The following is a 24597-nucleotide window of genomic DNA, read 5'->3' as shown; positions in this document are numbered from 1 at the left end:
CTGCCCACGGACGAGTCCTCACTCGAATCCGAACCCTCGCTGCAACAACGCTTGCCGCAGACCTTCCCTGTGCCCCAGCGCACCCGGTGCGGCAAAACGACCGAGGACGCGCTCGCTCCAACTGTCCGGTAAGCCCTGGCTCCGGTAGAACTGCGCAATGGCGTCCTCGTACGCGGCTACCCCTTCGTCCTCCGCATCCTGCGCGCCGGACCCGTACTGCTCTCGGTGCAGCACGACGTCCTGACCGAGCCGCGGCTTGACCTCCGGATACTCGGCCGGGTCGGGACGGCCCACCACCAGCCCGACCACGGCGAAACTGTGGTCGGGCAAGGCCAGTTCGGAAGCAAGGTCGGTCGGGTGGTCACGGAGCGCCCCGATGAATACCGTGCCGAGCCCGAGTGATTCCGCGGCGAGTGCGGCGTTCTGCGCAGCCAGGGTCGTGTCGACGATCCCGAGCACTGCCGATTCGAGATAGCCCGCGTTGACGAGCTCTCTGCCACGCCTCGTCGCCAACCGAGCCGCACGCGCCAGATCCGCGACCCACACCAGGAGAAGAGGCGCGCTGCGCACCGACTCCTGGTTGCCGGCGAGTTCCGCTATGCGGCCGAGGCGCTCACTATCGGTCACCGCGATCACACTCCACAACTGCAGGTTGCTGGAACTGGCAGCCGACGAAGCCGCCGCGACGATCGCACGGAGGTGGTCTTCGGACACCTTCTCGGGCAGGAACTTCCGTACCGACCGGTGCGCGAGCTGAACCGCAAGAACGTCGTTCCACAACAATGGGTCGATGCGGGCGCCTACACGTTCGGCTTCATCGGCGCCGTAGCGGCGAAGCAAGGCGACGAGACGACGATCGCTGACGGTGTCCATGGTCGGGAACTCCTTTCTCGAAAACATGACGAACACCGAGTCTGCTCTTCCCGATCACGACCGGCGATACTTGGCCTCATCCTGATCCTGGGTCTCGCTCGCACCCCCGAGAGAAAGATCAGGGTAGAGATCCGGGTTCGTCCCCGATGTGCGGAAGGCTCACAACCGGCACGATCGAATCATGACATTCGAGAACAACACCCCCCGTCCCTTCGCCCGCTCCTCGTCGCAGCGCATGCTCGGTGGCGTCTGCGGAGGCCTCGCCGAATACTTCGGCCTGGACGTCAATCTCGTCCGCGCGGGCGCGGTGCTCGCAGCGTTCGTCACCGGTGGCACGGCAGTGCTTCTCTACCTCGCCCTGTGGATGCTGCTGCCGGAATGAGGGTCGGTGTCGTGGGTATCGCGCACCAGCCGGTCGGCGTTGGCCAGAATCGCTGCACGGAGCGCACGCTCCGGCTCACTGAGCACGCTTCGGCGGGCGACGAGCACGAAATCGAGATGACCGGCATCGGGTAACCGGCGGGTTGCGGACCGAACAGGAACGAGACCCGCCGGTGGGAGCCGGCTCGCATGCAGAACGACACCCAGCCCCGCCAGTGCTGCAGCGCTCAACCCGATGAGACTGTCGGCGACGCATGTCACCCGCGCTCCGTATCCGCACCGCTGGAGCACGTCGAGCGCGATCTCCCGGGTCAGCGACGGGTGGGGATAGGTGACGAGCGGTATCGGTCCCTCCGGGTCCGGCACGAAGCCGGGTGCGCCGAGGAACTCGAGCTTGTCACGGAAGATCAGTTCGCCGTGACGCTCGCCGGGCCGGCGCTTTCCGAACATGAGATCGAGATCGCCGTCCTCCAGGCTGCGGTGCAGGTTCTCACTGAGTCCGACGGTGAGTTCGAAATCCACACGCGGATGCCCCCGCCGGAACTCGGCGAGGATCGCGGGGAGTTCGTGGAGCACCAGATCGTCGGACGCGCCGAACCGCACGCGCCCACTGACGGTGGATTCGGTGAAGTAACGCTGGGCGGCGTGGTGACGCTCGAGGATCTCGCGGGCGAATCCGAGCATCGCGCTTCCGTCGGCGGTCGGCTCGACGGTGTGGGTGTCGCGCACGAACAGCCGACGACCCGCAGTCGCCTCGAGTTTGGCGACGTGCTGACTCACGGTGGATTGCCGCAGGCCCAGGCGCCGCGCCGCCGCCGTGAAACTGCGTTCGCTTTCGACGGCCAGGAAACTACGGAGGTGGACGGGATCGAACACCCCTGCATTCAATCACAATCTGTGATCACAGTGATCGCGGTAATCGGCTTCTCGAATCAGCCCACCATGGCCTAGCGTCGAACCATGCTGGCGAAGATCCCGTTTCTCAATCGACTCGACCCGTTCCTTGTCGGAATCGTGCTGACAGTTGCCGTCGCCGCGGCCCTGCCCGCACACGGCGTCGGGCTCGATGTCTTCACATGGGCATCGAAGATCGCGATCGGCCTTCTCTTCTTCCTGTACGGCGCGCGCCTGTCTACCGCCGAAGCCGTGGCGGGCCTGAGACATTGGCGGCTGCACGCGACCATTCTCGCGGTCACCTTCGTGATCTTCCCGCTCCTCGGCCTTGCTGCCAAGGTCTTCGTTCCGTGGCTGCTCACCGAGCCGCTCTATCTGGGTGTGTTGTACCTGTGCCTGCTGCCCTCGACAGTGCAGTCCTCGATCGCACTGGTCTCCGTTGCTCGCGGCAATATCCCCGGCGCGGTCGTCTCGGCATCTGCCTCGAGCCTGCTCGGAATCCTGTTCACCCCGGCACTCGTCGCAGTGACGATGAGTACGCAAGGAGTGACCTTCAGTTCCGCGGCAGTGCTGGACATCGTGCTCATGTTGCTGGTCCCCTTCGTCGCGGGCCAGGTCATGCGCCGCTGGATCGGGGGCTGGGTCACGGCACACGGCAAGCCCCTCAAGCTCGTCGACCGCGGTTCCATTCTGCTCGTCGTCTATGTCGCGTTCAGTCGCGGCATGAACGAGGGCATCTGGACCCAGTTGTCTGTTCTGCGTCTGCTTGCACTCGCCGGAGTGTGCATACTCCTGCTGGCGATCGTGCTGGCGCTCACCTGGTACGCGCCCGCCAAACTCGGATTCTCGTACGAGGACCGGACGGCCATCCTCTTCTGCGGTTCCACCAAGTCGCTCGCCACCGGCCTGCCGATGGCCACGGTTCTGTTTCCCGGAGAACCCATCGGACTGATCATTCTTCCCCTCATGCTGTTTCACCAGATTCAGCTGCTGGTGTGTGCAGCGATCGCCGCCCGACTCGCGAAGCAATCGGCCGAGCCGGCGCTGCAAAGCTGATCAGGCCGGAGGGAACCGGCGGTCCGGCGCTGACGAACGCGCCCACGAAACGGAAGAGGCCGTGAGCCCCGAACCTCGGGACTCACGGCCTCATAATCCACTCTTTACAGCGAGCCGGTCAGCAGTACCGGCGCGATCACCAGGATCAGTTCGACGAACTGGCTGATGGCTTCGAAACCACTCGAGATGCTACCCATGTTTCCTCCAGATTCCTGCCGGAGACGTCATGCCCCCGGGCGTCGGATAGAGCGACGATCGACGGTCAGGTACAACCAGCGATCGGGTACAGCGGCGATCGGGTTATGCGGCGATCAGCTGATGAACTGCGCGGTCTGCAGGAGCAGCGAGAAGAAGAAGTTGATGATCTCGGTGATCGTTGTGCTACCCATGTGTCCTCCTGGAGACGATGAAACAGATCGGTTGCGGCACAGTAAATTTCGGATCCGAGCGGGTGCCGTGGGGCCAACCATACTGTCCGGTACTTAAAGCGTCAATGGTTTTTGTGGAGAAGTCGTGAGCGCTAATGATTCGCTAATCCGCTGCGCATCAACATAATTCGCACGGTAGATCGCGGTGCGCCCATAACAGGTGAGCGCACCCGACTGTGCAAATATCAGCGCGTCTCCATAGCCCTCGCAAGCATGGGCCACGAGTTGTGCAAGTCGTCTTCCCAGTAGCCCCAGGAATGCGTTCCGGTCGGGCGGAACTCGAAAACAGCGGGTATATCCAGCTCTTCGAGCCTGGCTGCGAGACGCCGTGTGCAGTCGTCGACCGCAGCCTCGATCACGCCGCCCATCACCACCTGGTTCAACAGCAGAGCCGGGTCGTTCCCGACCGAACGGGCGCCGAGGTGCTCATGCTTGCCCGGGAGTCCGGTAGCCGAGGAGACATAGAGGTCGATACCTCGCAACTTCTCGGCGTTGACGTACGGGTCGTTCTCGACCCATCCGGGACCGTCGAGCGGGCCCCACATGTTTTCCACATCGGCTCCTCCGCGGCTTTCGACCACGGTCCGGATATAGAGTTGCCCGAGTTCTGTACTCGTTTCGGCACATCCGCTGTAGGCGCCTACCGCCCGGTACAACGTCGGCTTCGCGATGGCGAGGCCCAACACCGACGTCCCCGACATCGACAGCCCCGCGATGGCATTCACACCCGTCGTACCGAAGGCGGCATCGATGACCGGAGGAAGCTCACGCGTGAGGAAGGTGGTCCACTTGTTGCGGCCGAGTACCGGATCGTCCCGTCGCCAGTCGGTGTAGTAGCTGAATGATCCGTCCAGCGGAGTCACGACGTTGACGTTCTTGTCGGCGAAGAATTCGTCGATGTCCGTCTGCTCGTCCCAGGTGGCCACCCCCTGCCCTCCGCCGGCCCCGTTCAGCAGATAGAGCGTGGGGGCGGCGTGACTCGTGTCGGCCGGTGTGCGCACACGAAGCGGCACGACCCGGTCCATCGCCGCGGAGTACACGTGGGCCACCACCGCGCGTTCGTTCTCGACAACGATGTGGGACAGATACGAAACATTCTGTGCGGACGCAATATTCGGCAGCGCGACGAGAACCGTCGCCGCTACCCCCACCACCGCAAGTATCCGCTGGAACAACGCCGAGATCACTCGACCCTCCCTGATGCTTCGTCGACGCACGCGGCGACGCCCGATGACCGCCTCCGAATAGTCCGGAGACGCATCAATAGATACACCACGAGAAGGAGGAATAGTGCGAAACGGACATTCCGGTGGGAGCCAGCCCAGTTTCCCAGGCGTGCACCTGGGGTCCGGCCACATCGGACCCACCCGGTCATCCGTCGACAGCGACGCCAACGACGGATTTTGTCCGCTGCCGCGAACCGCCGTATACGACGAACCGGTCATCACCATCGAAGGTGATGACCGGTTCGTCAAGTGCGCGCACCGGGTCGGTGTCGTCTCAGCTCACCTCGAGTGCGTTCGCAAGCATGGGCCACGAGTTGTGCAGATCGTCTTGCCAATAACCCCAGGAATGCGTTCCCGCCGGACGGAAGTCGAACACAGCGGGAATTTCCAGCTCCTCCAGGCGCGCAGCCAACCGGCGCGTGCAGTTGTCGACCGCCGCCTCGATCACGCCTCCGACAACCACCTGGTTCGCCAGCAGGCCCGGATCGTCGCCGACCCAGGTAGAGCCGAGACGATCATGCTCACCCGGCAGCCCGGTGGCCGAGGAGATGTAGAGATCGATGCCCCGCAACTTCTCGGCGTTGACGAATGGATCGTTCTGGACCCAACCGGGGCCGCCGTACGGGCCCCACATGTTCTCCGCGTTCGCTTCTCCGCGACTCTCCACCACTGCCCGGACATAAAGTTGCCCGAGTTCGGTGCTCGTTTCGGCACAGCCGCTGTAGGCACCCACCGCTTTGTACAGTGTCGGCTCCGCGATCGCGAGACTCAGAACCGAAGTCCCCGACATCGACAATCCCGCGATCGCATTCGTGCCGGTCGTGCCGAATTCGGCATCGATGATCGGCGGCAGTTCACGAGTGAGGAACGTCGTCCACTTGTTCCGGCCCAGAATCGGGTCGTCCTCGAGCCAATCGGTGTAATAGGTGAACGAGCCGTCCAACGGAGTGACCACGTTGACGTTCTTGTCGGCGAAGAACTCGTCCATGTTCGTCCGCGCATCCCAGGTGGCTACCCCTTGCCCGCCACTGGCGCCGTTGAGCAGATAGAGCGTCGGACTCGGCACGCTCGTGTCCGCCGGCGTGTACACGCGCAGCGCCACTTCACGATCCATCGCTGCGGAGTACACGTGGGCCACCACGACGCGATCGCTCTTGACCTCGACGCGGGACAGATGCGAAACAGGCTCGGCGGAAGCAATGCCCGGTGCTCCGAGGAGAACCAGCACCCCTATCCCTACAGTGGCGATCGCTCGCCGGAACAACGCCGAGATCACTCGACCGACCTCCCGTGTGCTTTCGTCAGCCAAACGGCGACGCTGAGTTACCGCCCTGAATAATCGAGGGCTCTGTCAATTGATACACCATAGACCTCCCAATGGGAATGGATCGGACATCGGGTTCGGCGGTGGGATTTCGGGTCTCGAAGGTCAGGGTCGCGGCCGGAAGGACGGGGCCGGGCCGTGTACGCACCCCGGGCACTCAGCGGCCGCGAGTTACGCAGGTCGTCCGCTCGGTAATCCCGGGAATGCGTTCCTGCCGAACGCATCAGGAACAACGAGGCTCCCCGGACATGCCGCGAGGCCCGAACCCATCGAGATGGGTTCGGGCCTCGCGGAGGACTACCTGGCGTATGCCGGGGGCTGGATCAGAAGTCCATGCCGCCCATGCCGCCGGTCGGATCGCCGGCCGGAGCAGAAGACTTCTCCGGCTTGTCGGCGACAACGGCCTCGGTGGTCAGGAACAGAGCCGCGATGGACGCTGCGTTCTGCAGCGCCGAGCGGGTGACCTTGACCGGGTCGTTGATGCCTGCAGCGAGCAGGTCGCCGTACTCGTTGGTCGCGGCGTTGAGGCCGTGGCCCGCGGGCAGGTTGCGAACCTTCTCGGCAACGACGCCGGGCTCGAGGCCGGCGTTGAAGGCGATCTGCTTCAGCGGTGCTTCGAGAGCAACGCGGACGATGTTCGCACCGGTCGCCTCGTCGCCCTCGAGCTTGAGCTCGTCCAGAGCCGGAGCGGCCTGCAGAAGTGCAACGCCACCGCCGGCGACGATGCCCTCTTCGACTGCTGCCTTGGCGTTACGCACGGCATCTTCGATGCGGTGCTTGCGCTCCTTGAGCTCGACCTCGGTCGCAGCGCCGGCCTTGATGACGGCGACGCCACCGGCCAGCTTGGCCAGGCGCTCCTGCAGCTTCTCGCGGTCGTAGTCCGAATCCGACGCCTCGATCTCGGCGCGGATCTGGTTGACGCGACCGGCGATGGAGTCGGGATCGCCCGCACCCTCGACGATGGTGGTCTCGTCCTTGGTGACGACGACCTTGCGTGCCTGGCCGAGGAGCTCGACGCCGGCGGTCTCGAGCGAGAGGCCGACCTCTTCGCTGATGACCTCGCCACCGGTGAGGATGGCGATGTCGGCGAGCTGAGCCTTACGGCGATCGCCGAAGCCCGGAGCCTTGACGGCGACGGACTTGAAGGTGCCGCGGATCTTGTTCAGCACCAGGGTCGACAGGGCTTCGCCCTCGACATCCTCGGCGATGATCAGCAGCGGCTTGCCCGACTGGATGACCTTCTCGAGCAGCGGCAGCAGGTCCTTGACCGTGGAGATCTTGGAGCTGACGAGCAGGATGTAGGGATCCTCGAGCACTGCCTCCTGACGCTCTGCGTCAGTGGCGAAGTAGAGGGAGATGTAGCCCTTGTCGAAGCGCATGCCCTCGGTCAGCTCGAGCTGAAGGCCGAAGGTATTCGACTCCTCGACGGTGATGACGCCTTCTTTGCCCACCTTGTCGATGGCCTCGGCGATGAGCTCACCGATCGCGGGGTCACCGGCGGAGATGCCGGCGGTAGCAGCGATCTGCTCCTTGGTCTCGACCTCCTTGGCGGTGTCGAGCAGCCGGGCCGTGACAGCCTCGACGGCCTTCTCGATGCCGCGCTTGAGGCCGAGCGGGTTCGCTCCTGCTGCAACATTGCGCAGACCCTCGCGCACCAGCGCCTGGGCGAGAACGGTGGCGGTGGTGGTGCCGTCACCCGCAACGTCGTCGGTCTTCTTGGCGACTTCCTTGACCAGCTCGGCGCCGATCTTCTCGTACGGGTCCTCGAGCTCGATCTCCTTGGCGATGGACACACCATCGTTGGTGATCGTGGGAGCGCCCCACTTCTTCTCGAGAACGACGTTGCGACCCTTGGGGCCCAACGTCACCTTGACTGCGTCGGCGAGGCTGTTGAGGCCCCGTTCGAGGCCGCGACGAGCCTCTTCGTCGAACGCGATGATCTTGGCCATTGCGAAGTGATCCTCCGGGTATGGGGGTGACACGCTTGCCGGCCGGGTTCAGTGCCCGCGACGGACGACCAGGGAGTGTCGTTATTCCCGGTCTCACCGTCCCGACCTGGCACTCACGTGTTGCGAGTGCTAAGTGCATTCTTAGCACTCGGGGGTGGTGAGTGCAAGATTACAGACACTCACCACCCCCGTCACAGTGCAGCGGAAAAACGCGGAAGAAAGTTATCGACCCACGGCGCACCACTGACCGGTCGCCGTGTTGACCGCGAACGACTGGGCACCCACGCAGGTCACGCCGGTCGTATCGGCGGTCGCACCCGAGCCCCAGCCCGCGACCGACACCGTCATGGCCGGTCCCTCGGCCCACGAATGACTCAGCCCGCCGCCGAGCGCGTACGCGTAGGAGCGGCCTCCGTCGGCGGCCCCGCTGAGCGCAGTGCCGAATCCGGTTGCGTGGGACTCGGCAGCTCCCCCTCGCTCCGCGACGGACACCGCGGTGCCGCTGTCGGCAGCCGACGCGCGCGCCGTGGCGCCCGGAGCGGCCGTCGCGCCGCAACTCGCGGCGTCCGAGACGAGGATCTGGTTTGCGGACGGCGGAGACAGACACGTCACCGGAGCGGCCGCCGCGGTCCCGGTCCCCATGAAAGCGGCCGACGCCACGCCGAGGGCGACGAGCACACCGGCGCGTGCGACACGGCGGCCGGAGAGAACGGAACGGAAGGATCGAATGGACAAAGAGCACTCCTCTGCGCTGGATTGCCTCTACAGGAGACGGTGAGGGCTGATCCCCCGGCGGTAGGGTACCGATCACACCGGACGGGCGCGAGGAACCACCTCACAGGTGGACGGGCCTCCTCAGAGGGCGTCGAGCAGTGCCGGCAGATCGGCCACCGAGTCGATCACATGGTCGGGCTCGTCCACCGAGAGATCGAGCACCGACTGGCGAAACTTCCCGGTACGTACCAGAACTCCGGTCATACCGAGTCGCTGACCGGGAACCACCTCACCCGCGAGGTCGTCACCGACCACGACGATGGAGTCGGGTTCCGCGCCCATCAGGTCCGCCGCGACGAGGAACCCGCGCATCGAGGGCTTGCCTACCGTCACCGCGGTCCGGCCGGTCAACTCCTCGAGCCCGGCGAGGTACGACCCGGTGTCGAGGCGCAACCCGTCGTCCGTCTGCCACGACATCGCCCGGTGCATCGCAACGACAGGCACTCCGCCGAGCATCAGGTCCGCGACCCTGCTCAGCGAGCGGTGGTCGTAATGACGACCTGCTCCACCCAGGACGACGACCTCGGGATCGACGTCGTCCTGCACGATGCCCTCGAGATCGTCCTCGATATCACCGTCGTTCAGTACCCAGCAGCGGCGACCCGGGTAGGTCTGCCGGACGTATTCCGCGGTGAGTCCCGCGGCCGTCACTATTTCGTGCGGATCGACCGGCATTCCCAGATCGGTGAGCGAGCGCGCGATCGCGGAGCGCGTGCGCGAAGTGGTGTTGGTGAGAAATGCCCGGGTCACGCCGTCCTCGCGCAACCGGGCCAGCACGTCGGCGGCCCCCGGCACCGGCTTCCACGAGGTGACGATCACGCCCTCGATGTCGAACAGAACTCCACCCACGTCACTCATGAACCGACCCTATCGATGACGTGGCGGGCAGAGCCAGGGGGGCGGAAGCGGACGTCGGTTCCGCACCGCCCCCCGGGCCCGATCACACCGCCCCCCGGGCCCGATCACACCGCCCCCCTGGGCCCGACTACACCGTGCGGGCGAGGCGGTCGGCGAGGAGCCGTGTGAAGCGCGCCGGGTCCTCGACCTCACCGCCTTCGGCGATCAGCGCCATCCCGTACAGCAGTTCCGCGGTCTCGGCGAGCGCGGGATCGTCGTTGCGTTCCGCGTGCGCCGTGCGAAGACCCGAGACGAGCGGATGTCCGGCGTTGAGTTCGAGGATGCGCTTGGTTCGCGGGATCGGCTGGCCCGATGCCCGGTACATGCGTTCGAGCGCCGGCGACATGCTGAAGGTGTCGCCGACGATGCAGGCGGGCGATGTCGTGAGGCGCGACGAGAGCCGTACCTCCTTGACGTGTTCGTCGAGGGTGTCCTTCATCCACGTCAGGAGGTCGCCGAACTCTTTCTCCTGCTCCTCGCGTTCGGCTTCGGCTGCCTTCTTCTCGTCGTCGGTGTCGAGATCGACCTCGCCCTTGGCGACGGAGCGGAACGGCTTGCCGTCGTACTCGGGAACCGACGTCACCCACATCTCGTCGACCGGGTCGGTCAGCAACAGCACCTCGATGCCCTTCGCCGCGAACGCCTCCATGTGCGGGGAGCTTTCGAGCAGCTGCCGGGACTCGCCGGTGATGTAGTAGATCTCGTCCTGGCCGTCCTTCATGCGTTCGACGTATCCGGCGAGCGTCGTCTGCTCGTCGTCACTCGCCGTCGAGTCGAAGGACGCGATCTCGAGAAGCGTGTCGCGGTTGTCGGTATCGGAGATCAGGCCTTCCTTGAGGACGCGGCCGAACTCGTTCCAGAAGGTCCGGTACTTCTCGGCGTCCTGCGTCGCCATGTCCTTGACCGTCGACAGGACCTTCTTCGTGAGCCGGCGGCGGATCGCGCGGATCTGCCGGTCCTGCTGCAGGATCTCGCGGGAGACGTTGAGCGAGAGGTCCTGCGCGTCGACCACACCCTTGACGAACCGCAGGTACTCGGGAACGAGATCCTCGCAGTCGTCCATGATGAAGACGCGCTTGACGTAGAGCTGGATGCCTGTCGTCCGCTCCCGGGCGAACAGGTCGAACGGCGCATGGCTCGGAATGAAGAGCAGCGCCTGGTACTCGAAGGTCCCCTCCGCGCGCATGGGAATGATCTCGAGGGGTTCGTCCCATGCGTGCGCGACGTGCTTGTAGAACTCGGTGTACTCCTCGTCGGACACCTCGTCCCGCGAGCGCGCCCACAGTGCCTTCTGCGAATTGAGCGTCTTGGTCTCGACGCCGACCTCGTCGGTACCGTCCTCACCCTTGGTGGTGCGCGTGACCTCCATACGGATCGGCCAGGCGATGAAGTCGGAGTACTTCTTGACGATCTCCTCGAGCTTCCACTGCGAGGTGTAGTCGAAGAGGTGGTCGTCGGCATCCTCCGGCTTGAGGTGGAGGGTGACGGACGTGCCCTGCGGGGCGTCGTCCACGGTCTCGATCGTGTAGGTGGATTCTCCGCTCGATTCCCACCTGGTTCCCGAGGCTTCGCCCGCCTTGCGGGTGACCAGCGTGACCTTGTCGGCGACCATGAACGAGGCGTAGAAACCGATGCCGAACTGGCCGATCAGTTCCTGGGATGCGGCGGCGTCCTTGGCTTCGCGCAACTTCTGCCGCAGTTCACCGGTGCCCGAACGCGCGAGCGTGCCGATCAGATCGACGACTTCGTCGCGCGTCATGCCGATGCCGTTGTCCCGGACCGTGAGGGTGCGGGCCTCCTTGTCGACCGCGAGTTCGATGTGCAGGTCGGACGTGTCGACCTGCAGATCCTTGTCGCGGAAGGACTCGAGCCGGAGCTTGTCCAGCGCATCGGAGGCGTTGGAGATCAACTCACGAAGGAACGTGTCCTTGTTGGAGTAGATCGAGTGGATCATCAGATCGAGCAGTTGGCGCGTCTCGGCCTGGAACTCACGCTGTTCGACGTGTGTGCTCATTCTTGTCCCCTTCGGCAGCAGAACTTTCGAACGGGATCTTAGGACGTGTTTACGCCGGCGAGCGGGGCGCCCCCGCACCCGGATCGATCCGGAACGGGCCGTCGGCGCTCGGGCTGACGGGGAAGTCGAAAATCGACGTCGGGATATAGACCGTGGCGCACGAGTTCGGGATGTCGACCACGCCCGACAGCCGACCCTCGATGGGCGCGGCGCCGAGCAGAAGGTAGGCCTGCTCCGGGCTGTAACCGAACTTGGTGAGGTAGTCGATCGCGTGCAGGCACGCGCGCTGGTACGCCAGTTGCGAGTCCAGATAGCGCTGCTCACCGTCGAGCGTCACCGAGGTTCCGGAGAACGCCAGCCACTCCGAGAACTGTGGGTCGGTGTTGCCCGGCATGAAGATCGCGTTCTCACTCACCCCGTAGGTCGTCATCCCGCCAGGAATGAGATCGACGCGGAGATCGATGAACCCGCCCATCTCGATGGCGCCGCAGAACGTGATCTCGCCGTCGCCCTGCGAGAAATGCAGGTCGCCGACCGAGAGGTTCGCGCCGTCGACGAAGACGGGGTAGAAGATACGGCTGCCCTTGGTGAGGTTCTTGATGTCCTGGTTGCCGCCGTTCTCGCGCGGCGGTGCGGTACGAGCGCCCTCCCCCGCGACCCGATCGAACTCGGGGCCTGTCAGAGCGCCGAGAATCGCCCCGTTCGGCTCCGGCGGAAGTGCCAGCGGCGGAACACGATCCGGGTCCGTCGCGATCAGCGCGGCCTCACGGGTGTTCCATGTCGAGAGCAGGTCGTGCGACGGGGCCGTGCCCATCAGTCCCGGGTGCACGATGCCCGTGAAAGACACGTGCGGAATATGCCGGCTCGTTGCCGTCTGACCGGAGAAATCCCAGACCGCCTTGTACGCGTCGGGGAACTGGTCGGTGAGGAACCCGCCGCCGTTCGGCTTGGCGAAGATGCCGGTGTACCCCCAGCCCTGTCCGGCCAACGGCCCGGAATCCTCCTGCGGGATCGGCCCGAGGTCGAGGATGTCGACGATCAGCAGATCCCCGGGTTTCGCACCTTCCACCGCGAACGGCCCGGACAACGCGTGCACGGTGTGCAGCGGAGCATTGCGGATGTCGTCGGCGCTGTCGTCGTTGTGGATCTCCCCGTCGAACCACTCGCGGCAGTGCACCCGGAACGAGTCTCCCGGCTTGACCGTCGCGACGGGCGGAATGTCGGGGTGCCAACGGTTGTGGCCGATCTTCTCCTGCTCGGTGAACTTGCGAGTGGAGTCGAGCGGGAAGATGACGTCGGGCAAGGGAACCTCCTGGAGTGAGCACCGGGGGCTGAGCGACCGGGGGTGCGAGCCGTATTTCGGCCGGTCAGGGCCGGGGAAGCATTCGATGACGAGGATCGGTGGTGACCGGACGCGGCGGCGTGCGCGGACGACCGGGTATCGCACCCGACACCACAGCGGGTTCGGACGCGGTGCGCGCGGTGGAATCGAGCACGCGCATCGCCGCCGTGCGGCCGCGCCCGAGTCGTGGCGCGGTCACCGCGCGCGGTGACTCGGCGGCACACGCGGGGCACGCGGTGGTGGGGCGGACGGCGCTCATCGGAGCGGATACGTCGAACGGACCGCAGTCGACGCAGCGGTATTCGTAGAGCGGCATCGGCAACAACCCTTCGCGCATGGGACTGCGCCGACCGTAACCGACAATCCCCCGCGACACCGGTCTCCGGCGAAACTCGTTACCTGGCAGTAACACTCCCGTTGCTCACCGCGATTCGCGGCGCGCGCCGCCGGGGTCCATCATGGTGGCGGGGTCACTCGAACGACGGGAGTGCGTCATGGCAGTTCGTCGGGTGGTGGTTGTCGGCGCGGGCATGGTCGGGCTGTCGACGGCGTGGTTCCTCCAGGAACACGACCTCGAGGTGACGGTGCTGGACCGTACCGGCGTGGCAGCCGACGCCTCGTGGGGCAATGCCGGTTGGCTCGCCCCGGCACTGACATTGCCGCTGCCGGAACCGTCCGTGCTGAGGTACGGGCTTCGTTCGGTGCTCACGCCGTCATCGCCGGTATACGTGCCTTTCACCACGGACCTGCGGCTTCTGCGGTTTCTCGCGGATTTCGCCCGGCACTGCACCACGCGGCGCTGGAAGCGCTCGGCGGAGATCTTCGCCCGCACCGACCGGATCGCAACCGAGGCGTACGACGTCCTCGCAGCCGGCGGCGTGGCCGAACGGACACGGCAGGCAGACCCGTTCCTCGCCGCGTTCACGAGCGAATCCGACCGCGACCACCTGATAACGGAGTTGGACCACTCACGGGCAGCAGGCGGAGAGGTCGACTTCGATCTGCTGGATGCGGACAGCCTGCACGCGCTGGCCCCGGCGCTCGGCGACCCGGTGTGCGCGGGGTTGCGCATCCGGGGGCAGCGGTTCCTCGATCCGCCCCGCTTCATGTCGGCGCTCGCCGAGTCCGTTCGCGTCCGGGGCGGAGAGGTGGTGGCGGGCTACGAGGTGACGGCGGTACGCGACTCGGGTGGCACGGTCGAGGTCGTCTCGGCGGACGGGCGGCGGGCGGCCGCCGATGCCGTCGTGCTCGCAACCGGAGCGCGGCTCGATGCGCTCGCGCGTCCGTTCGGTGTCCGCACGCGAGTGCAGGCCGGGCGCGGTTACAGCTTCACCGTTCGTCCGGAGGAGCCACTCGACCATCCCGTCTACTTCCCTGCCCAGCGCGTGGCGTGCACGCCGCTGCACGACCGGCTCCGCATCGCCGGAATGATGGAGTTCCGCAGTCCCGACGCCCCGCTCGATCCGCGGCGGATCACGGCGATCGTCGACGCGACCCGTCCGCTCCTGCCGCGGATCGACTGGGACCGGCGGCACGAGGAGTGGGTGGGGTCGAGACCCTGCACCGCCGACGGCCTGCCCCTGATCGGAGGCACACGTTCACCTCGGGTCTTCGTTGCGGGCGGGCACGGCATGTGGGGCGTCGCGCTGGGACCGATGACGGGCCGGATGCTGGCGAATGCGATTACCGGACATCAGGATCCGTTGTCGGCGTATTTCGATCCGCTGCGTTGACCCCTCCGCCGAGTCGCTCGTCCATGCCGCGAAGCCAGCTCAGGACCGCGCGCTCGTACGCGATGCCGAATTCGACGGTAGCGGCCGGATAGTCCGGCAGTACGTGGCTTGCCAGCAACTGTTCGTACTCGGAGAGTTGCCGTTCGTGCTCGGCCCGATAGTGGGCGAGGATCTCGACCAGCCTGTGCGCCGGCAGATGCTCGGCGAAAGCCACGGTGAGCAGAAGAGGATGCCGGATGTTCTCCGGCCCGGGATCACGCTCGAGCCAGTCGGCGAACGCGCGCCGGCCGTCGTCGGTGAGAGCGTAGGGCTTGCGGGCTCGCGGTCCCGTCTCTCCCGCTTCGATCAGGCCGTCGCGTTCCATCGCCGAGAGTTCTCGATAGACCTGGCTGGTGGTGAGCGACCAGAACTTCCCGATTCGCTCCTGCGCCGTGGTGACAAGGTCCCAACCCGTTTTGGGGCCTTCGTGGAGAAACCCCAGGAGGGACGCCGCTGTGGCGTTGAGGGGACGTCCGGCCATGCGTTTTTCCTGTCGTCGAGGGGTTGACATTCCACTGTGGCATATCCACCATGGACACACCGACATTCCACAATGGAATCTCCCTCGGAATCCTCCTGGAGGACCCCATGTCCACCGAGAATCTGCGGATATCAGAACCCGAGCGCGCGCGGTACGTCGACGAACTCGTCCGTCATGTCGGCGCCGGTCGCCTGACGGTCGACGAATTCGACCGGCGAGCAGCCCGTATCTACGCGTCCGACACCGTCGCCGAAGCACGCGAACAGTTCACCGGCCTTCCGGTGAGCATGTCGCCGGAACGCCCCTCGGCGGCCGGCCGCTCCCGCCGCCGGCTTTCGGCACACCAGCGCATCGAGTGGTCCATATGGGCGAGTGTGGGCGCGATCAACGTCCTGGTCTGGGTACTCGTCTCGCTCGCCACGACCTCGCTGGTCTACCCGTGGCCGATCTGGGTGATCGGACCGTGGGGACTCGTACTCCTCACCCGAACGGTGCTCGGCATCGAGAGCCCGTCGCACGCGCACGCCCTGCGGCACGTACGCGCTCTCAGTGGCCCCGGCGGAACTTACGGAAGTCCCAGCTGGCGATCGACTCGGGGGTGACCCGGAGCCAGGCATGCCGCCCGTCGGCAACGAATTCGTCTCTGCCCGTGTATTTCCGGGCGAACGCCAGTTCGACCCCGTGAAGCGTGCCGTCCGGATCCGTTCCGCGGGGCACATCACCGACAGCCCGTACGGCGCCTCGGATCTCCACTCCCCGCAGGTCTCCGAACTCGACCCCGCCGTCGACGACGACGGCAATACGCGGATCGCGCTCGAGATCGGTCCACCGCTGGCTTCGCACCACCGAATTGAGCCAGACGAAAGTCCCGTCCCACACGAACCACAGCGGAGCCACATGCGGACTGCCGTCCTTACCGACGGTCGCGACCCGGCACGTCCTCTCTTCCGAGAGAAAGGCGTCGATCTCCTCTGCGGTCATGGCGATCGCCCGACCCCGCCGCTGCTGCCGGACCACTCCGTCAGACGTCACACGAGCCTCCCAAGAATCGTATTCTCCATTTTGGGATAGATGCTCTCACCGCAACGGCGCCGACACAACGGCAACCGTGTCGGCGGTCTCTGCGATAGTCGGTGACATCACACGGGGGAGGCGGCGCGATGTTCCTGCTCGACAACGTACTGGTCTACAGTGCCCGCGATCTCGCTGCCGCAGCCTCGTGCGAGTTCGCCGTGCTCTGCGAACTCGACGCCGTTCTCGGGCTCGCGCAGCAGGCCCCGGCTGCCGACGATCCGATGCTCGAACGCACCGCGCGACTCGGCAGTCGTCACGAACAGCGGATACTTGCCGACTTCCGTGCCGAACACGGGTCGGGCGTCGTCGAGATCCCCCGCCCCGAGTACACGACAGGTGGGCTGGCCGAGGCTGCCCATGCCACCCTCTCGGCCGTCCGCGACGGTGCCCCCGTCGTCTACCAGGGCGCGTTCTTCGACGGGCGCCTCGTCGGGTTCTGCGATTTCCTCGTCCGGGAAGGCGACGCCTACGCGGTATACGACACCAAGCTCTCCCGGCACGCCAAGGTCGAGGCGCTGCTGCAACTCGCCGCGTACGCCGATGCACTCGAGGGCAGCGGGGCGCCCGTCGCCACGCACACCCGTCTGATTCTCGGTCAAGGAATCGTGTCCTCCCACTCGTACGCCGATATCGCCCCGGTATACAAGCGTCGGCGTGCCCATCTGGAGACACTCGTCGACGAGCACCGCCGCGTCGGCGCACCCGCCCGGTGGGAAGCGGGGCACCACACTGCCTGCGGACGATGCGACACGTGCCGCTCACATCTCCGGACGCACCGCGACCTCCTGCTCGTCGCGGGGATGCGGGCCACCCAGCGCGCACGCCTGCGCACCGGCGGGGTGTCGACCATCGACGACCTCGCCGCGCGGAGCGAGCCGGTGGAAGGGTTGTCGCACCGGGCATTCGGATCGCTGCGTGCGCAAGCCAGGGCACAGCTCACGCAAGAGCGGACGGGTACCCCGTTCGCCGAGGTATTCGACGCCGCTCCTCTCGGCTCGCTTCCCGCACCCGACGACGGCGACATCTTCTTCGACTTCGAAGGCGATCCGCTGTGGTGCGAGGACGGCAACCCGGACTGGGGGCTCGAGTATCTGTTCGGAGTCGTCGAAGGCCGCGCAGGAACCCTTGCCTTCCGCCCGTTCTGGGCGCACAACCGCAGCGACGAGCGACGGGCGCTGCTCGACTTTCTCGAATACGTCGCCGAACGCCGCCGGAAACACCCGAGAATGCACGTCTACCACTACGCGGCATACGAGAAGTCTGCGTTGCTCCGACTGGCCGGGCGGCACGGAGCCGGAGAAGACGCGGTCGACCAACTCCTACGTGACGGCGTACTCGTCGACCTGTATCCCCTTGTGCGCGGGTCGATCCGGATCGGAGCATCGTCGTACAGCATCAAGAAGCTCGAACCGCTGTACATGGACGGCCGCGGAGGAGACGTGGTCGATGCCGGTGCCTCGATCGTCGCGTACGCCGACTACTGCGACCTGCGCGACGCAGGACTGTCGGATCGGGCGCAGCAGATGCTCGACTCCATTGCCGCATACAACGAGGCCGATTGCGTCTCCACGGTGAAATTGCGGAACTGGCTGCTCGACCGGGCCCGCGAACACGGCATCGCGCCGACGGGCGCTGTCCACGATGAAGCGAGGCCGGAAGCCGAACCGCGCCCGGAGGAAACGCGTCTTTTCGCCTACGCGGGTGACGCAACGACGGGCAATCGCACCCACGACCAGCAAGCGGCCGCGCTCATGGCGGCCTCGCTCGGATACCACCGCCGTGAGCGGAAACCGTTCTGGTGGGCGCATTTCGATCGGCTGGCGGCGCCGGCGGACGAATGGGCCGACACCGGCGACACCCTGATCGCGTCGTCGGTCACGCTCGACGCCGACTGGCACAAGGCCACGCCGCGACAGCGGAAATTGCGACGGCGTGTGCGTCTCGTCGGCGATTTCGATACCGGAAGCACACTGCGGCCGAAGGACAAGGTGTTCCTGCTGTACGAGTCTCCCGGCCCGGAGGGACTGCCCAGCGGAGGCGCGGGCACTCGGTCGTGGTCGAGCGCCGAGGTGGTGGAACGGACGGTCGACCCGCATTTCCACGATGTGCTCGTCGTCGAGGAACTGCTGCAGGGCGACGAGCACTCGTCGCTGCCGATGGCGGTGACGCCCGGAAGCCCGATCCCGTCGACCAGCCTCGAGGCTGCGATCGAATCGGCCGCCTCGGCAATGTGCGACCAACTGCCCACACTCCCCCGCACGGCGGCCGTGGACGTGCTGCGCCGCATCCCGCCGCGTACCCGGTCGGGGGCCGGGCTGCCCGAGGTCGAGGACGCCGATTTCGCGGCAGCGATCACCGCCGCGGTTCTCGACCTCGACGAGTCGCACCTGGCGGTGCAGGGCCCACCGGGCACCGGAAAGACCTACACCGGATCGCGGGTCGTCGCAGCGCTGGTGCGCGAACACGGATGGCGCATCGGCGTGGTCGCCCAATCGCACTCGGTGGTCGAGAACATGCTGGACGGCATCGTCGCTGCCGGGGTCCCCGGAGACCGGGTGGTGAAGGCCAAAACCAAGACCGCCGACCCGGCGTGGACCGCGGTGCCCGATGCCCGGAGTGTGGCCTCGTACCTGAACGCGAGCGAGGGTGGATGCGTCGTCGGCGGTACGGCATGGGATTTCACCAACCCGCAGTGCATCGAGCCCGGCAGTCTCGATCTGCTCGTCGTCGACGAGGCGGGACAGTTCTGCCTGGCGAACACGGTTGCGGTCGCTCGCGCCGCACAGAACCTGCTGCTCCTCGGCGACCCCCAGCAGTTGCCCCAGGTCAGCCAGGGGACACATCCGGAAGCGGTGGACGAATCCGCTCTCGGGTGGCTCGCGGAAGGACACGGCGCACTCCCCGCGGAGCGCGGTTACTTCCTGTCGCTGACATGGCGCATGCATCCGGACCTCTGCGCGCGAGTGTCCGACCTGTCGTACGACGGCAGACTGCTGTCCAAGACAGAGGTGACGTCCGCGCGGGCACTCGACGGGGTGCTGCCCGGCGTCCACACGGTCCGGGTCGACCATCGGGGCAACGCCACCTGCTCCGAGGAGGAGAGCACAGAAATCGTCAGACAGGTCGACAAGTTGCTGGGTGCTGCATGGACGGGCGACCCCGATATGCCGGCGCGTCCCCTCGACGAGGCCGACATCCTCGTCGTGGCGCCGTACAACGCGCAGGTCGCCTCCATCCGCACGGCACTGTCCGCTGCCGGTCTCGAGCGCGTCCCCGTCGGAACCGTCGACAAATTCCAAGGGCGACAAGCGGCGGTGGTCCTGGTATCGATGACCGCGTCTGCGCTCGAGGACGTTCCTCGGGGCATGTCGTTTCTGTTGTCGAGGAACAGGCTGAACGTGGCCCTGTCGCGTGGGCAGTGGTGCGCGATCGTCGTGCAATCGGGAGTTCTGACCGACTACCTTCCGACAACTCCCGACGCGCTCGCCGAACTCGGCGCATTCCTTCGCCTCACCGGCGGTTGCGATGACCCGGCTACGTCGCCACGCCCGGAGGCGCGCCGGTGACCCGCGACACAATGTCCGCTACGATCGACGCACATCTGTAACCGGAAGTATCAGATATCGGCGCCGGTAGACCGGAACCGAACCGACGAGCACAGGAGTCCCCCGTGTCCCAGACCCTCGAAGCCACCGTCGACATCGCCGCATCACCCGAGCGTGTATGGAGTGTGATCTCCGACCTGAAGCGCATGGGCGAGTGGAGCCCTCAGTGCCGAAAAATGATCATTCGGGGTGGCACCGTCGCGCGCGGCACCAAAACGATCAACATCAACAAGAAGGGCCTGCTCGTGTGGCCCACCACCTCGAAGGTCATCGCCTTCGAACCCGGACGCGAACTGCGGTTCCGCATCAACGAGAACCGGTCGATCTGGTCGTTCACCCTGGAGCCCACGGCGACCGGAACGCGGATCGTGCAGCGTCGCGAAGCACCGCAGGGCACCAGCAAGGTGTCGCAGACCCTCATCAAATACGTTCTGGGGGGCAGCGAACCGTTCGACGACGACATGATCCAGGGAATGAACGCGACCCTCGCACGCATCAAGAACGAGGTCGAAGCCGGAGCCACCGTCTGACGCTTCGGCTCCGCGCATCCCCGACGTCGCTCACGTACCCTGTGGTAGCCCAAGGCCTTGCGGCCGGGTAGCCCGCGGCCCCCGGCCGTGGCGACACACCGAACGCGACACATAAGAGGAGCCGTGGCACGTAAGCCGTCCCCCGCCGGAGAACCCCCCACCAGCGGTATAGCCCACGTCGTCGATCTGGTCCGGCACGTGATTCCGCCGCTCCACCCCGGAGGCGTCCCGTTCGTCGCCGCGCCCCTGGCGGTAGCCGCTCTCGGCCGCCGCCACAAGTGGGTGCGGCGCGCCGGCCTGGCGTCTGCGGCTGCCACAGCCACCTTTTTCCGGCATCCGCATCGGGTACCGCCGAACCGGGTCGGCGTCGTCGTCGCTCCCGCCGACGGCGAGGTCGCGCTCGTCGATACCGCAGCGCCTCCCGCCGAACTCGGCCTCGGCACAGAGCCCCGCCCGCGGGTGAGCATCTTCCTGTCGGTGCTGGACGTGCATGTACAGCGCAGCCCCGTCGGCGGCACCGTACGAAAGGTCGTGCACACGCCGGGCAAGTTCCTCTCCGCCGACCTCGCCGATGCGAGCGAAGTGAACGAGCGCAACAGCATGCTGCTCGAAACACGGGACGGGTGCGAGGTCGCGGTCGTGCAGATCGCCGGCCTGCTCGCCCGCCGGATCGTGTGCGACGCACAGATCGGCGACACCCTTCCGATCGGCGACACGTACGGCCTCATCCGCTTCGGGTCGCGCGTCGATACCTACTTCCCGCCCGGGAGCACACTGCTCGTCGAGCGCGGCCAGCGCACAATCGGCGCCGAGACGGTGATCGCGCAGTTGCCGACTACGCCGCTGTCGTGAATCCTCCCGGTCCGGCAGTCCGCCCGGCCCCGGTTCGGAAGACCCGTAACCGGCCGCAGGTGGTCCGCCTACTCCCCAGTGTCATCACGATTCTCGCGTTGTCGGCGGGTCTGTCGGCGGTGAAGTTCGCACTCGACGGACAACTCGGCACCGCCATCGGACTTGTCGGCGCTGCCGCCGTCCTCGATTCGCTGGACGGCCGCATCGCGCGCATGCTCGATGCGACCAGCAAGATCGGCGCCGAACTCGATTCGTTGTCCGACGCCATCGCCTTCGGTGTCGCGCCCGCACTCGTCCTGTACGTGACGCTGCTCGACGGCAGCGCGTTCGGCTGGATCGTCGCGTTGCTGTACGCAGTGAGCATCGTGCTGCGACTGGCCCGATTCAACACACTGCTCGAAGACGACAGCGTGCCGGCGTACGCGCGCGAGTACTTCGTGGGCGTGCCGTCCCCTGCGGGCGCGCTCGTCGCGCTCGCTCCGGTCGCCGCCTACATCCAGTGGGGTGACGGCTGGTGGTCGTCGATGCCGCTCGTCGCGGTGTGGACCTTGATATCGGCGGCCCTGATCGTCAGCCGGGTACCCACCCTCGCGATGAAGTCCGCATCGGTGCCCGCGCGGCTGGCCGTGCTGCTCCTCGCCCTCGTCGCCGTCGCGGCTGCTGCGCTCGTCACCTACCCGTTCGTCCTGATGATCGTGCTCGTGGGCGTCTACCTGCTGCACATCCCCTTCGCCATCCGATCCAAGCGTTGGGTCGCGGCGCGGCCCGAGACATGGGACATCAAACCGGCGGAACGACGCGCGATCCGTGCCCGAACCCGTGCCGCTCGGCCACACCGCGCGGGCGCCCGCCGGGTGACCACGACAGCACGGTCGGCGACGCGCCTGGGCCTGCGTCGTCCCCGCGGGGAGTGAGCACGTTCTAGGCTCGGCGCGTGACCTCTCCACAACTCGCGCTGACCGTCCGACTCAACACCTCCGCGGCCGACGCGCGCCGCGGCGTCGTCCGCCTCCACGCGGAGGCTCTCGCCGCTCTGGGGATCCGGGAATGGGACGCGATCGCGCTGGTGGGGGCACGGCGCACCGCCGCGGTCGCGGGGCTCGCGCCACCCGGGACACCCACCGGCACGATCCTGCTCGACGACGTGACGCTGTCGAACACCGGACTCCGTGAGGACGCCACGGTCGTCGTCGAATCCGTCACCGTGTACGGCGCCCGCACCGTGACGGTCACCGGATCTGCACTCGCGCGACAGTCGATTTCCGACGCCACGTTGCGACAGGCGCTGCTCGGCAAGGTCCTCACCGTCGGTGACGCGGTCTCGCTTCTCCCCCGTGACCTCGGTCCGGGAACGAGCAGTGCCGACACGACGCGGACGCTGTCCCGGACGTTCGGGGTCGCGTGGACGTCGGAACTGCTCACCGTGACCACGGTCGATCCTCAGGGTCCGGTGAGCGTGCAGCCCAACAGCGCGGTCACGTGGCGAAGTGGCGCCGGAACCGGTGGGGGCACCGCTCCCGCCGTCGTCCACGACGCGGGGATCACCCGCACTCCCGACCCGGCCCCCGCTCCTCCGCCGCCTCCGGTGGAAGACCTCGTCGGCGTACAGCCGCAGGTCGCCAAGCTCAGCGAATGGCTCACCCTCGCGCTCGACGAACCCGAACTGCTCCGGACGCTCGGTGCGTCGCCGCACCTGGGCGTACTGGTGACCGGCCCCGCCGGCGTCGGCAAAGCGACGTTCGTGCGCTCGGTCCTCGCGAGCAGGCGGGTCTTCGAACTCGACGGTCCCGGCATCGGCGCGCTCGCGGCCGACGAGCGCCTGCGCCGCGTCGCCGCCGCCGCACAGGACGTCCGCAGTGGTGGCGTCCTGCTGGTCACCGATGCCGATGCGCTTCTTCCCTCCGACGCCGAGCCCGTCGCCACGCTGATCCTGGAGGAACTCCGGCGCGCGGTGGACACCCCCGGTGTCGCACTCGTCGTCACGACCGCCCATCCCGACGACCTCGACGCCCGGGTCCGCGCGCCCGAAATCTGCGATCGTGAGCTGTCGCTGCCACTACCCGACGGCACCACGCGACGCGCGTTGCTCGAGGTGCTGCTGCGCACGGTTCCGTCGGCAGACCTCGACCTGCCGGCAGTCGCCGGCCGTACCCCGGGTTTCGTCGTCGCGGACCTCGCCGCACTGTGCCGCGAGGCCGCACTCCGCGCGGCCTCCCGCGCGAGCCGCGCCGCGGACGAGCCGAAACTCACCCAGGACGACCTGATCGGTGCCCTCGAGGTCATCCGCCCGCTGTCGCGATCGGGAACCGAGGAGCTCGCGATCGGCAGCGTCAGCCTCGACGACGTCGGTGACATGGTCGAAACCAAGCAGGCACTGACGGAAGCCGTGCTGTGGCCGTTGCAGCATCCCGATTCGTTCGCCCGGCTCGGGGTCGATCCGCCGCGAGGTGTGCTGCTCTACGGGCCGCCCGGCTGTGGGAAGACCTACCTGGTCCGGGCACTCGCCGGCACCGGACAGCTGAGTGTGCACGCGGTCAAGGGCGCCGAGCTGATGGACAAGTGGGTCGGTGCGTCGGAGAAGGCCGTGCGCGAACTCTTCCAGCGTGCCCGCAACTCCGCCCCGGCGCTCGTGTTCCTCGACGAGGTCGACGCACTCGCACCGCGGCGCGGGCAGAGTTCGGATTCGGGTGTCGTGGATCGGGTCGTCGCGGCACTGCTGACCGAGCTCGACGGCGTGGAACCGCTCCGGGACGTCGTCGTGGTGGCCGCGACGAACCGTCCGGATCTCATCGATCCGGCACTGCTGCGTCCCGGCAGGCTCGAACGGCTGGTGTTCGTACCGCCGCCCGACGCCGAGGCCCGCGCCGCCATCCTCGAAACGGCCGGCCGGTCCGTCCCGCTGGCCGACGACGTGAACCTTGGGGACCTCGCCCGGCAACTCGACGGGTATTCGGCGGCGGATTGTTCCGCACTGTTGCGTGAGGCCGCGCTCGCCGCGATGCGCCGCAACGTGGATGCCGCGGTGGTGACCTCCGAGGACATGGCCGTGGCGCGCGACAAGGTGCGTCCGTCACTCGACCCGGTGCAGGTCGAGCACCTGCGCACGTACGCCGAGGGTCGCTGAC

Annotated in this window: 21 protein-coding genes; 9 read left to right on the top strand and 12 right to left on the bottom strand. The window is 66.8% G+C overall.

The genetic code is table 11. The features are described 5' to 3' along the window. Positions 1 to 18: 18 nt before the first annotated feature. Entirely contained in the window at positions 19 to 873 is an 855-nt protein-coding gene (locus HF877_RS01275) for a nitroreductase family protein (protein WP_169619257.1), read from the bottom strand. A 181-nt stretch (positions 874 to 1054) separates the two neighbouring features. Here HF877_RS01275 and HF877_RS01270 point away from each other — a divergent pair, with 181 nt between their 5' ends. Beyond that, positions 1055 to 1255 carry a PspC domain-containing protein gene (locus tag HF877_RS01270; RefSeq protein WP_169619255.1) on the top strand — a complete coding sequence of 67 codons (201 nt, stop codon included), beginning with the start codon at positions 1055 to 1057 and terminating at the stop codon, positions 1253 to 1255. Here the strand turns inward: HF877_RS01270 and HF877_RS01265 are convergent. Beyond that, on the bottom strand, positions 1222 to 2130 hold the full coding sequence (locus HF877_RS01265; RefSeq protein WP_169619253.1) for a LysR family transcriptional regulator: 909 nt from the start codon (positions 2128 to 2130) through the stop codon (positions 1222 to 1224). The genes HF877_RS01270 and HF877_RS01265 overlap by 34 nt on opposite strands. Before the next feature lie 84 nt (positions 2131 to 2214). Between HF877_RS01265 and HF877_RS01260 the strand changes: the two genes are divergently transcribed. Then, positions 2215 to 3204, top strand: a complete 990-nt coding sequence (locus HF877_RS01260) for a bile acid:sodium symporter family protein (protein ID WP_169619252.1) — start codon at positions 2215 to 2217, stop codon at positions 3202 to 3204. Between the two features lie 613 nt (positions 3205 to 3817). Here the strand turns inward: HF877_RS01260 and HF877_RS01255 are convergent. The 8 genes from HF877_RS01255 to HF877_RS01220 form a co-directional block, all read right to left on the bottom strand. Beyond that, positions 3818 to 4819 carry an alpha/beta hydrolase family protein gene (locus tag HF877_RS01255; protein ID WP_346765030.1) on the bottom strand — a complete coding sequence of 334 codons (1002 nt, stop codon included), beginning with the start codon at positions 4817 to 4819 and terminating at the stop codon, positions 3818 to 3820. A 313-nt stretch (positions 4820 to 5132) separates the two neighbouring features. Beyond that, positions 5133 to 6167 (bottom strand): alpha/beta hydrolase family protein, encoded by a 1035-nt coding sequence (locus tag HF877_RS01250; protein WP_240951855.1) that lies wholly within the window; start codon positions 6165 to 6167, stop codon positions 5133 to 5135. A gap of 338 nt (positions 6168 to 6505) precedes the next feature. Beyond that, complete coding sequence (groL, locus tag HF877_RS01245; protein WP_169619250.1) at positions 6506 to 8131, bottom strand: chaperonin GroEL; 1626 nt, start codon at positions 8129 to 8131, stop codon at positions 6506 to 6508. Between the two features lie 222 nt (positions 8132 to 8353). After that, positions 8354 to 8866, bottom strand: coding sequence for a DUF6764 family protein (locus HF877_RS01240; protein ID WP_169619248.1), 513 nt, complete (start codon positions 8864 to 8866; stop codon positions 8354 to 8356). Positions 8867 to 8986: 120 nt separating this feature from the next. Next, the gene (locus tag HF877_RS01235) at positions 8987 to 9763 is read right to left on the bottom strand and encodes an HAD-IIA family hydrolase (protein WP_169619246.1); all 777 of its coding nucleotides are present in this window, start codon (positions 9761 to 9763) and stop codon (positions 8987 to 8989) included. 127 nt (positions 9764 to 9890) lie between these two features. Next, entirely contained in the window at positions 9891 to 11816 is a 1926-nt protein-coding gene (htpG, locus tag HF877_RS01230) for a molecular chaperone HtpG (RefSeq protein WP_169619244.1), read from the bottom strand. A gap of 49 nt (positions 11817 to 11865) precedes the next feature. Next, entirely contained in the window at positions 11866 to 13119 is a 1254-nt protein-coding gene (gene fmdA / locus HF877_RS01225) for a formamidase (RefSeq protein ID WP_169619242.1), read from the bottom strand. A gap of 64 nt (positions 13120 to 13183) precedes the next feature. Continuing rightward, positions 13184 to 13474 carry a zinc ribbon domain-containing protein gene (locus HF877_RS01220; RefSeq protein WP_169619240.1) on the bottom strand — a complete coding sequence of 97 codons (291 nt, stop codon included), beginning with the start codon at positions 13472 to 13474 and terminating at the stop codon, positions 13184 to 13186. A 178-nt stretch (positions 13475 to 13652) separates the two neighbouring features. Here HF877_RS01220 and HF877_RS01215 point away from each other — a divergent pair, with 178 nt between their 5' ends. After that, positions 13653 to 14891 (top strand): FAD-dependent oxidoreductase, encoded by a 1239-nt coding sequence (locus HF877_RS01215; RefSeq protein ID WP_169619238.1) that lies wholly within the window; start codon positions 13653 to 13655, stop codon positions 14889 to 14891. Here HF877_RS01215 and HF877_RS01210 read toward each other — a convergent pair. Further along, positions 14842 to 15411 carry a PadR family transcriptional regulator gene (locus HF877_RS01210; RefSeq protein WP_169619236.1) on the bottom strand — a complete coding sequence of 190 codons (570 nt, stop codon included), beginning with the start codon at positions 15409 to 15411 and terminating at the stop codon, positions 14842 to 14844. The two genes, HF877_RS01215 and HF877_RS01210, sit on opposite strands and share 50 nt — an antisense overlap. 107 nt (positions 15412 to 15518) lie before the next feature. Between HF877_RS01210 and HF877_RS01205 the strand changes: the two genes are divergently transcribed. Further along, positions 15519 to 16013: a DUF1707 domain-containing protein gene (locus HF877_RS01205; RefSeq protein ID WP_169619234.1), complete on the top strand. Its 495-nt coding sequence runs from the start codon at positions 15519 to 15521 to the stop codon at positions 16011 to 16013. Here HF877_RS01205 and HF877_RS01200 read toward each other — a convergent pair. Further along, positions 15958 to 16392, bottom strand: coding sequence for a pyridoxamine 5'-phosphate oxidase family protein (locus HF877_RS01200; protein ID WP_169619599.1), 435 nt, complete (start codon positions 16390 to 16392; stop codon positions 15958 to 15960). The genes HF877_RS01205 and HF877_RS01200 overlap by 56 nt on opposite strands. Positions 16393 to 16571: 179 nt before the next feature. On the opposite strand from HF877_RS01200, the gene HF877_RS01195 reads away from it, so the two are divergent. The 5 genes from HF877_RS01195 to HF877_RS01175 all read left to right on the top strand — a co-directional run bounded on the left by HF877_RS01195 (position 16572) and on the right by HF877_RS01175 (position 24596). Further along, positions 16572 to 20051 carry a bifunctional RecB family nuclease/DEAD/DEAH box helicase gene (locus HF877_RS01195; RefSeq protein WP_169619232.1) on the top strand — a complete coding sequence of 1160 codons (3480 nt, stop codon included), beginning with the start codon at positions 16572 to 16574 and terminating at the stop codon, positions 20049 to 20051. Positions 20052 to 20155: 104 nt separating this feature from the next. Next, entirely contained in the window at positions 20156 to 20620 is a 465-nt protein-coding gene (locus tag HF877_RS01190; RefSeq protein WP_169619230.1) for an SRPBCC family protein, read from the top strand. A 123-nt stretch (positions 20621 to 20743) separates the two neighbouring features. Continuing rightward, positions 20744 to 21472: a phosphatidylserine decarboxylase gene (locus HF877_RS01185; RefSeq protein ID WP_169619229.1), complete on the top strand. Its 729-nt coding sequence runs from the start codon at positions 20744 to 20746 to the stop codon at positions 21470 to 21472. 59 nt (positions 21473 to 21531) lie between these two features. Continuing rightward, a complete protein-coding gene (locus tag HF877_RS01180) occupies positions 21532 to 22386 on the top strand; it encodes a phosphatidylcholine/phosphatidylserine synthase (RefSeq protein WP_296550311.1) in 855 nt (284 codons plus the stop codon). Between the two features lie 20 nt (positions 22387 to 22406). Then, a complete protein-coding gene (locus tag HF877_RS01175) occupies positions 22407 to 24596 on the top strand; it encodes an AAA family ATPase (RefSeq protein WP_169619226.1) in 2190 nt (729 codons plus the stop codon). Position 24597: the final 1 nt, after the last annotated feature.

It is taken from the genome of Rhodococcus sp. BL-253-APC-6A1W, assembly GCF_012843405.1.
Taxonomy (GTDB): domain Bacteria; phylum Actinomycetota; class Actinomycetes; order Mycobacteriales; family Mycobacteriaceae; genus Rhodococcus.
Note: the sequence above shows the minus strand (reverse complement) of the source record. Positions and strands in the feature narration are given on the sequence as shown.